This window comes from Ruminococcus gauvreauii (genome assembly GCF_025151995.1).
Taxonomy (GTDB): domain Bacteria; phylum Bacillota; class Clostridia; order Lachnospirales; family Lachnospiraceae; genus Ruminococcus_G; species Ruminococcus_G gauvreauii.
On sequence record NZ_CP102290.1, the window covers coordinates 3,144,358 to 3,157,196 of the forward strand.

General features: G+C 43.6%; 11 protein-coding genes. 6 read left to right on the forward strand and 5 right to left on the reverse strand.

The genetic code is table 11. The features are described from left to right. Window positions 1-45: 45 nt before the first annotated feature. Window positions 46-1,416, forward strand: coding sequence for an aldehyde dehydrogenase (locus NQ502_RS14925; protein WP_028529006.1), 1,371 nt, complete (start codon window positions 46-48; stop codon window positions 1,414-1,416). 61 nt (window positions 1,417-1,477) lie between these two features. On the opposite strand, the gene NQ502_RS14930 is transcribed toward NQ502_RS14925, so the two are convergent. Beyond that, window positions 1,478-2,623, reverse strand: a complete 1,146-nt coding sequence (locus tag NQ502_RS14930; protein WP_028529007.1) for a uroporphyrinogen decarboxylase family protein — start codon at window positions 2,621-2,623, stop codon at window positions 1,478-1,480. A gap of 264 nt (window positions 2,624-2,887) precedes the next feature. Between NQ502_RS14930 and NQ502_RS14935 the strand changes: the two genes are divergently transcribed. Both NQ502_RS14935 and htpG read left to right on the forward strand, forming a co-directional pair. Next, on the forward strand, window positions 2,888-3,826 hold the full coding sequence (locus NQ502_RS14935) for an AraC family transcriptional regulator (protein WP_028529008.1): 939 nt from the start codon (window positions 2,888-2,890) through the stop codon (window positions 3,824-3,826). A 622-nt stretch (window positions 3,827-4,448) separates the two neighbouring features. Then, window positions 4,449-6,524 carry a molecular chaperone HtpG gene (htpG, locus tag NQ502_RS14940; protein WP_028529010.1) on the forward strand — a complete coding sequence of 692 codons (2,076 nt, stop codon included), beginning with the start codon at window positions 4,449-4,451 and terminating at the stop codon, window positions 6,522-6,524. 211 nt (window positions 6,525-6,735) lie between these two features. On the opposite strand, the gene NQ502_RS14945 is transcribed toward htpG, so the two are convergent. From NQ502_RS14945 to NQ502_RS14960, 4 genes are all read right to left on the reverse strand, one after another. Continuing rightward, window positions 6,736-7,287, reverse strand: a complete 552-nt coding sequence (locus tag NQ502_RS14945) for a DUF2284 domain-containing protein (RefSeq protein ID WP_044983316.1) — start codon at window positions 7,285-7,287, stop codon at window positions 6,736-6,738. A 202-nt stretch (window positions 7,288-7,489) separates the two neighbouring features. Next, window positions 7,490-7,732 carry a hypothetical protein gene (locus NQ502_RS14950; protein ID WP_148511935.1) on the reverse strand — a complete coding sequence of 81 codons (243 nt, stop codon included), beginning with the start codon at window positions 7,730-7,732 and terminating at the stop codon, window positions 7,490-7,492. Continuing rightward, complete coding sequence (locus NQ502_RS14955; RefSeq protein ID WP_083963336.1) at window positions 7,729-8,871, reverse strand: M56 family metallopeptidase; 1,143 nt, start codon at window positions 8,869-8,871, stop codon at window positions 7,729-7,731. Before NQ502_RS14955 ends, NQ502_RS14950 begins: the two co-directional genes overlap by 4 nt. Window positions 8,872-8,875: 4 nt before the next feature. Continuing rightward, on the reverse strand, window positions 8,876-9,253 hold the full coding sequence (locus NQ502_RS14960; protein ID WP_028529013.1) for a BlaI/MecI/CopY family transcriptional regulator: 378 nt from the start codon (window positions 9,251-9,253) through the stop codon (window positions 8,876-8,878). Window positions 9,254-9,482: 229 nt separating this feature from the next. On the opposite strand from NQ502_RS14960, the gene NQ502_RS14965 reads away from it, so the two are divergent. The 3 genes from NQ502_RS14965 to NQ502_RS14975 all read left to right on the forward strand — a co-directional run bounded on the left by NQ502_RS14965 (window position 9,483) and on the right by NQ502_RS14975 (window position 12,731). Next, complete coding sequence (locus NQ502_RS14965; protein WP_148511936.1) at window positions 9,483-9,821, forward strand: hypothetical protein; 339 nt, start codon at window positions 9,483-9,485, stop codon at window positions 9,819-9,821. Window positions 9,822-9,963: 142 nt separating this feature from the next. Then, on the forward strand, window positions 9,964-11,541 hold the full coding sequence (locus NQ502_RS14970) for an ABC transporter substrate-binding protein (RefSeq protein ID WP_028529014.1): 1,578 nt from the start codon (window positions 9,964-9,966) through the stop codon (window positions 11,539-11,541). Beyond that, on the forward strand, window positions 11,538-12,731 hold the full coding sequence (locus tag NQ502_RS14975; protein WP_028529015.1) for a hypothetical protein: 1,194 nt from the start codon (window positions 11,538-11,540) through the stop codon (window positions 12,729-12,731). The genes NQ502_RS14970 and NQ502_RS14975 overlap by 4 nt, the downstream gene beginning before the upstream one ends. Window positions 12,732-12,839: the final 108 nt, after the last annotated feature.

Below are 12,839 nucleotides of genomic sequence, written 5' to 3' on the forward strand. Positions count from 1 at the left end.
CATGGATTTGTGACAATGAACGGAGAAGATGAAAGGGGATAGGTTATGGATATCAGAAAACTGGTGAAAATACAACAGACGTTTTTTTCGGGAAACCAGACAAAAAGTCTTCAGTTCCGGATGACGGCACTGAGCCGTCTGGAGGCGGGCATAAAAAAGAACGAGTCAGAGATACTGAGCGCACTGAAGCAGGATCTGCATAAATCAGGTGCGGAGTCCTATATGGCGGAGGTCGGCATGACGCTCTCTGAGCTGCGCTACGTCAAACGCCATCTTCCGTTCTGGATCAGAGGAAGGAGAGTGTCGACACCGCTTGTCCATTTTCCGGCGAAAAGCTTTGTGATCCCGGAGCCATACGGTGTGACGCTGATTATGTCCCCGTGGAACTATCCGTTTATGCTGTGCATGGAACCGCTGATCGGGGCTATCGCCGCGGGGAATTGCTGTGTTCTGAAACCCTCCGCATATGCGCCTACTGTTTCGAGAGTGATCCAGAAGATCATATCTGAAGTGTTCCCGAGAAAATATGTGGCTGTCGTCGAAGGCGGCAGAAAAGAAAATACGGAGCTTTTGAATCAAAGATTTGATTATATCTTCTTCACCGGCGGCGTGGAAGTCGGGAAGACAGTTATGGAAAAAGCTGCAAAGAATCTGACTCCGGTAACGCTGGAGCTGGGGGGAAAGAGTCCGTGTATCGTCGACGCGACTGCGGATCTTGATCTGGCGGCACGCCGTATCGTGTTTGGAAAGTTTCTGAACAGCGGTCAGACCTGTGTGGCGCCTGATTACCTTCTGGTAGAAGAAATCGTAAAGGATGAGCTTGTCACATACCTGAAGAAATGGCTTCACAAAATGCTGGGGAGCGAACCGGTGATGCACCCTGATTATCCCAGGATCATCAATCAGAAGCATTTTAACCGACTGATGGAGCTGATAAAGGATGAGGCGGTACTGGAAGGCGGATATGCGAATCAGGATACGATGCAGATCGCACCGACGATCCTGGACCATATCACCTGGGAGTCGCCGGTTATGCAGCAGGAGATATTCGGACCGATTCTCCCCATTCTGACGTTTTGCAATATACCGGAAGCGATATCGCGTGTGAAGGCGAAAGATAAGCCTTTGGCACTGTATCTGTTCACCAGGGATCCTGCGATGGAACACCGGGTGCTGAAAGAACTATCATTTGGGGGCGGATGTATCAACGATACGATCATTCACCTGGCCACATCCCAGATGGGATTCGGAGGGGTCGGCGCAAGCGGTATGGGAAGCTATCATGGAAAGGCATCTTTTGAGACATTCAGCCACAGGAAGAGTGTGCTGCAGAAATATAACTGGCTGGACCTGCCGATGCGGTATTATCCGCTGACGAAGTGGAAAGAGACGCTGATCAGATTATTCTTACGGTAAGTGAAAAAGAGGTCCGGCGGACCTCTTTTTCAGTAAAGGAATATATAGATGGATTCAGATATTAATCCTCGTCGATGCTGATTGGATATTTACCATACTTTTTGTAGGTGTCAAAGATCGCCACGATATTTTCAGGCGGACAGTCGGACTGGATATTGTGTCCGCATGCGAACAGATAACCGCCGCCCGGCGCAAAGTCACGTATTTTCTGCTTAACATCCGCGATGACTGCATCTGTTGGCCCGGCAAATTTCCCCTGATTGTCAAGACCGCCGTGCAGTACCAGCTTTCCGTAAGTCATTTCTTTTATTTTCCTGCTGTCCTGCATGCCCGCAGCGTTTGCCTGTACCGGCTGTATAATATCGACTCCGGCATCACGAAGTGAGTCAAACGCCCAGGAGATTGATCCGCAGCTGTGGTATGCTACTTTTGCATCGCAGTATTTATGCATGGAGTCGATGACTCTCCTGATACGCGGCTGTACTCGCTTTTCGAACTGCTCCGGCTGGACCAGCGGACCGTTCTGTGTTCCCCAGTCGTCTCCCAGCCACATGATGTCGACATACTCGCCGACTTCTTTGAGCATGGTCTCATACCAGGCACTCCACCAGTCGGCAGCCATATCCATCAGGTAGTCTGCAAACTCAGGATCGCCGGCGAAGTCACCCATGAAGTTCTGCATGCCTCTCCACTCCCAGGCCTGATAGAATACAGAACCGTGCTCACCGATGACGATCGCCTTGTCTGTGTTCTCTCTCAGGTATTTCGCACGTTCTCTCATTCCGGCAAATCTGGAAGGATCGGTTGGGTCAGACGGTTTAAAGGCTTTCAGATCTTCTATGGTATCGGCATCTTCGAGCGGGTTTTTTACGAAATCGAAATATTCACCCATCTGTTTGAAGTAAACACCGTTCTCATCATAAAAGCCGCCGTTTTCATCAATCCGCATCTGCCATCCGTCTGGCGGGTTGGTCAGGAGCGGACGTGTGTCCACATCAAAGTAATCCAGTACGTAATCACTTACAAGGGCGAGTCCCTGTTTGATATCGCGGATGACGATCTCCTCTTCCTCATGTCCGATATATTTGAGCAGATTGCGGTATGCATCTGCCTGGATGCCGGTAACTGCATTGTTACCCCAGTCAACGGCAATGCGGTCTGCTTCCTCAAAGTTCAATGTTTTTAATACTCGTTCTCTTGACGTCATATATTGCGCCTCCTGTTATACTTTTTGGTTTGAGTTACACCCGCAGATCACGCGGGGAACGGTCTTGATAAAATCATGCATGAATTCATTTGATGTTATCAGTTTATCACACCGATTGTTGAAATTAGCATAACGATGCAAGAATAAAGTAGCACAATCTTATGATTTTTCTGGAGTGTGTCTGGTTTCTGTGCTATAGTGTCAGTATAATGCCACATCTCATAGAGAAAACGATATACTTCAAATTTAACAGAGGTGCTGTATATGGAAAATTATATTGACTTCCCGCTGAAAAATACGGCGATCGCGGCAGAAGCTGCGGAATATGAAAGCGAGACGGTGATCGCTGAGCACACACATGCATTTCAGGAATTCGTACTGATCACGAAGGGCGCGTGCATGCACCGGTTCCGCGGCATTGAGATGCCGCTGATTTCCGGAGATGTTTTTTTAGTTCCCGCCCACCAGAAACATGGTTACATGATGAATTCCCAGATTCGGTTTATTAACTGTTATTTTTTTCCGGAACAGTTGGGTGAGGAGTGGAAGCAGCTGATGCGCGAGACACTTCCGCCGGGCTCGGCTACTGACAGTATGGAAGACATCCGTTCGCAGTGGGAAAATCTGCTCGAGAACATGTCCGGTAATGATACAGATGACGCGGCTTCTCTTACAAATGATGAGAAGTCTCATATTCAGGGAATTATCCATCTCACACCGCAGGAGGCTCTTCGCGTTGAGGCTCTGCTGCTCCAGATTCTTGAAGAACAGGACTGTACGCAGTTCGGTGCAGAGTACATCAAAGCGTCACTTCTGCAGGTTATCCTTGTCACGATCAAACGGGCGCAGAACCGGCAGCCGCCAAAGCTGCTGAAACATAATACTAGAAAACGGGAACTGGTAGGCAGTGCCCTTTCGTACATGGAAGAGCACTTTAGTGAAGAACTGGATGTCGCAAAACTTGCCCGGGATTCTGCGCTTTCAGAGAGCTATTTCCGGATGCTTTTTAAGGATGTGACGGGACTGACTCCGCTGGAGTATGTGACGCGTGTCCGTATCATTAAATCTTTGGAGTTTCTGCCTGGTGACGGGATTACAATAAGACAGGCCGCAGAGCAGGTGGGAATCTACGACCCGAATTACTTTACCAGAGTATTTAAAAAAGTGATGGGATATCCGCCCAGCTATTTTAAGAAGATCTGATCCTGCCAAGTGCAGTGACTGATATGGCACCGGTGATATCTATGTTACGGACCGTTTCCGGATAAGTCAGGTTAAAGCCTAGGACAGCATCCTTAGCAGCAGCAGCGTTTGTAGTGAAACTGCCGGATGCGGAGGCGTTACGTGCCGCAGACCCTGACGGTGCAAAAAATGAGTATAGTAAGTTGAGCCGGCCGTTTATTTTAGGTGTTATTTGAAAGTAACTGTTTATTTCTGGTGTTGCTAAAAATACATAATCAATAAGATATAAATAACCGGACGCCAACCGTATCTCATGATTGTTAAGTGAAATCAGATCGCCTTCCTGAAACAGAACCTGCATTGTCAGGTCTGTGTTGGAGGGCTGATTGGACTGCACTCCATATTGAGCATAAGATTGTATTTCATACGGCTTGCAATCGGGTTTGGGATGACAGAAACAAAATTTCATATGATTATGGTTTCCTTTTTTATTTAGTATATAGATTTGCAGGGGAAATGCCACTCGGCGCAGATTACTAGCACTCACTAAAATTGAGTGCTAATTTTTTCTTGACTTTTTGCACAATGGGTATTAAGATATTACCAAACAGTATATTAATTGAACAAAGGAGTGTGGACTGCAATGGCAGAGAATTTAAAACGCGGTAATTTATCAATCGACAGCGATAATATTTTTCCGATTATTAAAAAATGGCTGTATTCCGATCACGATATTTTTGTACGTGAGATGATTTCCAACGGATGTGATGCCATCACAAAGCTGAAAAAGCTGGAAATTATGGGTGAATACACATTTCCGGATGATTATAAATGTAAGATTGATGTTATCGTAAATCCGGAGAAGAAGACTCTGAAGTTTATCGACAGCGGACTCGGTATGACGGAGGAAGAAGTAGAAGAGTATATTACTCAGATTGCATTTTCAGGGGCAACCCAGTTCCTGGAAAAGTATAAGGACAAGACGAATGAAGACCAGATCATCGGACATTTCGGACTTGGATTCTATTCTGCATTCATGGTGGCAGACGATGTGCATATTGATACGCTTTCTTTCAAAGAAGGCGCAAAACCGGTACACTGGGAGTGTGACGGCGGCGTAGAGTATGAGATCGGTGAGGGCGATAAACAGACCGTCGGTACCGAGATTACCCTGTTCCTGAATGAAGACAGTCTGGAATTCGCAAATGAATACCGTATGCGTGAAGTCATCGAAAAATACTGCTCCTTCATGCCGGTAGAAATCTTCCTGTCCAAAGAGAACGCCGAACAGGAATACGAGACGATTGAAGAGTCAGAATTAAGAGAAGATGACGTGATCGTGGAGCGTATCCATGAGGAGGCCAGGACAGAGGAACAGGAAAATGAAGACGGAGAAAAGGAAGTCGTGGAGATTTCTCCTGCCCGTGACATGGTGAAGATCAATAAACGACCGGTTTCCTTAAGCGATACACAGCCGCTCTGGATGAAGCATCCGAATGACTGCACGGATGAGGAGTATAAAGAATTTTATCGCAAAGTATTTATGGATTATAAAGAGCCTCTGTTCTGGATCCATCTGAATACAGACTATCCGTTTAATTTAAAGGGTATCCTGTACTTCCCGAAGATCAATACAGAATACGATTCCATTGAGGGAACCATCAAACTGTACAACAATCAGGTATTTATTGCGGACAACATCAAAGAAGTCATTCCGGAATTCCTGATGCTGTTAAAAGGCGTGATCGACTGTCCGGACCTGCCGCTCAATGTATCCAGAAGCGCGCTGCAGAACGACGGATTTGTTAAGAAGATCTCAGAATATATCAGCAAAAAGGTTGCGGATAAACTGACTGGCATGTGCAAGACGGACCGCGAAGCCTATGAGAAATGCTGGGATGATATCAGTCCGTTCATCAAGTTCGGATGCATCAAAGAGACGAAATTCTCAGAGAAGATGATGGACTATATCCTCTACAAAAACCTGGATGGCAAATATCTCACGCTCACTGACTGCATCGAGGAGAATAAGAAACCGGAAGAGGAAAAAGCAGATGAGGCAGCCGAAGAGACAGTAGCAGAGACAGCGGAGGAAAACAAAGATTCCGAAGAGAAGAAGGAAGTTGTTAAGACAAACATCTTCTATGTGACGGACGAGGTACAGCAGAGCCAGTATATCAATATGTTCCGGAAGGAAGGTAAAGATGCCGTTGTCCTGAAACACAATATAGATTCTGCGTTTATCTCACATGTTGAGCAGGTGAAAGAGGAAGTGCATTTCCAGAGAATCGATGCTGATCTGACAGAAGACTTTAAGGAAGGTGACAGTGAAGAACTGAAGGAAGCAGCAGAGGCTCTTACTGATATGTTTAAGAAAGTCCTGAATGCAGAGAAGCTTGATGTCAGGGCCGAAAAACTGAAAGATGACAGTGTCTCTGCAATGATGACACTCTCAGAGGAAAACCGCCGGATGCAGGATATGATGAAGATGTATGGTATGGATTCCAGCATGTTCGGAGGCGGAAATGAGACGCTCGTGCTCAACGTGAATCATCCGCTCGTGTCCTACATCATGGACCACAAAGAGGATGAGAATACAGATATGATCTGTGAGCAGCTGTATGATATGGCCATGCTCAGTCATAAACAGCTTTCACCGGAGCAGATGACGAAGTTCCTTGAGAGAAGCAATAAGATCATGATGCTGCTGACGAAATAAGCAGTCAGCTTATGAGACAAATAGAACCCCCTGCACACACGGTTTTGCCGTCCTGTACGGGGGGGTTTTTGTAATTAAATATGAAGATACGCCGGCATCACGTCGAAACAATACCGAAAGGCGAACCAAAGTCCGCAGATATAAAATAACTGCTCTGATGAACTAAATTCAGAGCAGTTGTTTTATGTATAATATCTGTACCTGCCACATATCACGGAAGCAGCAGACCGCACACAAGAACAAAGTGGTGAGGGAGCTTACCTTCTTCCATCCATTCCAGGCTGAGTCCGAGAAGTTTCTCGATCGTCAGGCCGACATTACCGCCAAGAGATTCAATGGAGTAACGCATCATCTCAGGATTCAGACAGGACTTGCCCGTCGGTTTGGTACACTGAGGGCACAAATGACAGCTTCCGGCAGAAAGACTGATACTGCCCGGATTAAGTTTTTCCGCCCGCAGCAATTCATCACTGAGTTTCTGTTTCTCGGCAGGAAGAATCTTATCCAGGAGTTCTTTTTGCTCCTCCGGCGTATAGGTTTTTGACAGACATTCGTCATCAAATGTGATCTTGGTTGCCAGCAGCCGGAAGGTTTTATAGCGGTTCCAGTATTTCATAACATCGAAATCATACGAAGGGCAGGACCACACACGGTCATAATTGGGACAGGCCTTGCAGGCTTCCAGAAATGTAGGAACATCCACAAATCCCTCCAGGTATTCCGGTACCGATATCGTTGCTTCGTGGCGTGATGTTGTATACATATGATTGATACCTCCGTTTTCTTTTTACTATAACACAGATTTTGTGGAAGTGACTATGTAAGTTGTGAAAGTCAGCCCGAAAAGTGAGAAAAGGAGAAAGTATGAGAAGATTATCCTGCAGACAGCAAACACCGGGAAGATATCGTCCGTTAAGACCATATCTTCCCGGTGTGAAGAAGGGAAGAATAACCAGAATTATGTATTAGCAGCGAATCCAGCCGCCGATCCATTCTTGAGTTGTATAGTTATAAAGTCTTTTATAGCATAAACCAGAAACATTTTTATATCTCCAGCCCGTAATGTCTTTGCGAGGGGTGATACTCTCAGAGGAGCTGACACTATCTGTATTTTGCATAGAAGAAACATCTGTTCCACCTGCAAAAGTAATCAGAGCAGTATTAAATGTCAATAAGAATAACATGCCAATAACCATTAATTTTTTCATCTCAATACCTCATTTTCTTTGGAATAAATTGGATAGTTTTTAAAATCATTTGAATAGGGATTAGTAACAGTGCCGCAATATGTATCGCCTGAATAAAACTCATATAAAGAATCATCAAGTTTTATAAAATAGCATTCTTCAGGAATAACTTCTACACTTTCTTCTTTAACATCCGGACTGACAGAATACGACTCAAAAATAAAAAGTGTAGATAATACAAGCAGCATAAAACATATAATGGCAAGTCCAACCCCATGCGTCTTTTTTCTGTCATTAATAATATAGTGTGCTCTAAATAATAAGCTATCAGGCTTATCATTACTGAAAGTCAGGATCAGGTTGGAATTTTGAAGCTGCTGTATCTGATATTTGTGAATGCGGGCAAGACATTCAAGATATGAAATGCGTTTTTCAGCATCCAGGCTTTTGATGACCGTATCGTCAGCTTTTAATTCAGTTATAGCAGAAAGCTCTTTCTTTAAAAACCACATCAGTGGATTCCACCAGTAAACTGCAGTTAATATCTCAAAACATAATTTCCATAACAGATCATGCCTGTAATAATGATCAAATTCGTGGGTCAGGATATAGCGCAGCTCCTCATCTTCAAAAAGAAGATTTGGCAGAAGAATCACCGGATGGACGAACCCAGTCAGGGCAGGTGTTGCTATGTAGGGGGTCTGAACGATGCGGATTTGTGTGCTGTCATTCCGTTCTTTTTGTACCTCCTTTAATATCATTGAAACCTGCGCACTGTTCAGCGTTGGAAGGAACCTGACAAGTCTTTGAAGTTTCCTATATCCCCAGAAGATTTGAAAAAGGTAATAGAAAGTTCCTGAAATCCATAACGTGAGCAGTATCTGACATAAGTAAACTGTTATGCCGCCAGGCAGTGAAATGGGATGTTCAAACAACCAGCTAAATAAAAACGGCAAGGTTACTTTAGATGGGAATGTGATGGTATAAAAAAATTCGAATGGGAACAACATACGAATTCCAATAAATGCTGTAAAAAGAAGTAAAACATTGAGTCCCAATCTGGACAAAGGAGATTTACTTCTCAAAAGTACAGCGAGAAAAAGAACCATTACATTACCGGCGGCAAAGGCCGCCAAAAATGAAGAGAAGGAAAGAATCAAATCATCACCTCTTCTTTAGTTTTTTCTTTTGTTCCTTTATTATTTGTTCCAGCTCATTCAACAAATTTTCATTTTCTTCATTCTTGACCAGTGAGGCGGCATAACCATAAGGTGTCAGTACCGTATCTTCCAGCTGGGAGTTGATATAATCCTCGTGCGTCAACAACGGCTCGTAAGAGCGGGTCAATACTGTTCCGTGGTAGATGATGTCTGCCACTTTGATGTAAGATTTCTTCAGCAGGTTTTTTAAAGCCGCCTGAACTGTATTAACACTTAATTCCGGATTAATTGCCGGAATATCAGTGGCTGCTAGCGGTTTGTCTGAATTCCACAGGACGACCATTACTTCCGCTTCGCGATTGCTTAACTTTATTTTTTTCATGAGGGACCTCCTTTGGTCTATATTATAATATTTAAATGCCATGAAGTCAACTAAAAAACACTCAAAAGAGTTAAAAAGAAAGTATTGATAAAAAAACATAGACAAAAAAATTAATAATAAGTCAGTGGAAAAATATTGATAAAAAAGTAATAATAATGCATAATAATGAATATACAATTTTGATATCAAAGAGATAATCATATATATCATTTAATAAAGGGGGAAACGTATGATAAGAAAAAGAAGTATTGCACTTTTATTGGCATTAACAATGGTTTTGGCGATACCGATGTCGGTGTCAGCAGGTACAAGCAGTAGTTACTATAATGGAAAAAAAGTAACAGCTAATTGTGGCACTAAAAGTTCGTGGCATCAGTTTTCGGGCGGTTCTTATCCAAAAGGTACGGGTAGGTTTAATTTTGTCTATAATAAGGCATCTGATTATAGGACAACCGTAGGCACTTCATATTCCACATATTGGTATGGAAGTATTAGTCCGGGTGCTATAAATAGTCCCACCAATGCAAAAACAACTTATAGTGGATACGTTGTTACGGCAATACCATAAGATATTTTAAAAATATTAAGATTAGTTAATAAATGACAAAGCTTATTTCTTTGATATGCTATTAAAATTAAGTAGAGATTTACTTTTTGAATATAAGCGTGTATAACTCATGTATGCTGTTTTAGTATTAAATGAGAAAGGAATGATTAAAGGTATGTCCAAAAAGCTTCTCTTACTGGTGATAAGCTGTGTGTTGCTATGCAGCTGTACCGGCTGCAGTGAAAATCAGTTAAAAGGTGAAAATGTAAATCAAACATTTTCAGAGAATCAAACAGAAGAGCAGTCCAATACAATTATTTGGTGGGTTTATGAACAGAGTCAGGTTTCAGATGAAAGCTTTTCGTATATATGGCAGGAGCCGCTTAATCACCTTCTGAAGGAAAAGGGTGTGCCATATGAGGTGAAAATAGAAGTTTATTACGATTTGGAAAAAGATGTTGAGCGATTAAGTCCAGCAGAAGCATTGGAACACTTAAAGTCTGAAAATTTACAGGCAGATATTATCTCTGTTCCGACAGGAATAACTGGGTTTGATGCGTACGGAGAAAAACTTTATGCGTATTACTCTTCATATCGAGATATGGGTACAAACAAATTGTTGGTACCGCTGGATGATATGCTGGAGGCAGATAAGGGCATCAAGATTAAAGAGAATGTTACTGGGCCTGAGCTGAAGAGGTTACAGGTTAACGGTGTGACTTACGGGATTGCTCAACACATGCGGACATTCAATTCAGTAATCTATCGAAAGGATCTTCTGCAAAAATATGGAATAGGCATAGAGGAACTATCTGACGATATTTTTGAAAACGAAGATATATTGAAAATGGTATGTGATGGTGAGAATGGAAAAATAGTGCCATATGTTACCGATATGGGAGTACTAAACAGACTTGGGTTTTGGGTCATAGATGAATGTGAGCTCCTTGTATACGGGCGAAATGGGAAATTCATGAATGCTTTTGAAATAGAAGAACTGAGAAATTATCTGAGTCAAATGAAGCATTTATGGGATCAGAATCTGATAAGTACATATGCGCAAAGTGCTGGAGAGTTTTTTTCCGGGGTTTATTATTGCGATACAAATCAAATATATGAAACAGTATATAAAGTGTATCACCCTGGTCAGGGCGAGGAAGAAATTGATATTGTAGTGATACCGAATAAAAAACTGCCCACGCTTGCCTTGTATGGAGGAGATTCCGCAACAGGTATTTCTGCATGGTCAAATCATCAGAAAGAAGCGTTTGACTTTTTAAGCTTATTATACACAGATGCGGATATTGCTAATCTAATTCAGTATGGTGTGGAAAATGTTGATTATTCTGTGCAAAATGGATATGTTGTTTACAATCAAAATAACCCGCTTCGCAATTACGGAGAACATTTTACAAATCCGTTGCTTACATATCCAGGAGAGGGGATGCAGGAGGACAAGCGAAACATGCTGGAACAATGTTATGAAGAAAATGAAACTCATATGCCAAACGGTTTCCGCTTTAATACGAAATCGGTTCAACAAGAAAAAGATGCGGTAGGAGAGATTTTGGGACGCAGTGGAGAATACACCGATGAGGTTATAAAGTTATTTATGGGTGAAGTGGATGATCTGGATGCAGCCCTGAAATCCTTTAATCAGAAACTAAAGGCCGCAGGTGCAGACAAAATCGTGGCGGAAGCCAATCGCCAGCTTGAAGAATGGAGGGGAAAATACGAATGAAAAAGAAGCGGATCGTAATCATAGTGATGTTGGTAGTTTTTGTGGCAGCAGGCATTGCAGCTGCCGTTCTTGCAGGAGGTACGCGAAGGGAAAAGCTGGCAGACACCACATTCTATAATCAGAGCATGGGGCTTGCCATTGCCACAGATGACGGTCTTTACCATGTGGACAGCCGGAATTTTCTTTATTTTTATGATTATAAGGAAAAAGAGGACGTGCAGGTGTGCAACAAACCGAACTGTACTCATGAAACGTGGCAGGAGGATACACCGGACGAGGAACGCTGTCATTCTTATCTCGGAGAGGGCCTGATCGGCGGTTTTTTATCGGCAGATCAACTGTATACGATACAGATCGATCCGATGCTTCAGCAGGCCGTGATCACCAGCTCGGCCATGGACCGATCCGCGCAGAAGAAGGTGGCGGAGCTTACGATGGATCATCTGGACACTTTCGCGGTAAAAGATGGCATTCTTTATCTGGCCGGTATATCGAATGAGTTGGAGACAGATGAGAATGGGATGCAGGTGCCTACAGGAGTCGTGGATACATGGATATACAGTGTGGATTTGGACACTGGAAAACAAAAAGAGCTAACGCCGAAACAAAAAGGAAATAATGCGACGCTGCAGGTTGCGGGACTAAACGAGGATAAACTGTATTGCAGGGGAATTTTTTTTGAAAAGCCTTTTGACGGTCTGAACTTTGAGGAGGCAGGACAACGGGTAACATGGTATGTGTACGACATTGCGGCGGGGACATACGAGAAAACCCTTGAGGGAGCAGACGGCAACGGCGGCTTCTATATGGCGCACAACACATTATTGTATGATGTTGGTGAGAATTGGGGTGACAATGGGTTTGAGCGCTATGCGGTATATGCAGCGGATTTAGCGTCTGGAGAAATAAAAAAATGCGGGGAGTCCGACCAGCAGCCGCAGTATGCGGACGGTAAGGCATTCCTGACCGAAGGAGAAACATATCGGTATTATGAAGCGGAGACGAAGAAGACGAGGGAATTACAAGATTCCGTGCTGAATGCGTTTTACTGCTGGCAGACTCCGGGAGAATATATCCACGGTGTGACGGCAGGACAGAACGGGCAGCCATGTCTGATTACAAAAAAAGACTTTTATAACGGAAATGAGGTATTTATTCCGCTTAAATGGGAGAATGGGGAAGCGGAGTGATGAAGGTGTACCGGCACCGGGCAGACCGGAGATGATAAGTCGGGGGAGAATGTGTTGCATGACCGTTCTCCTCCGTCTGTGTTTTAGGGAAAAATTGTAAAAAGTTAA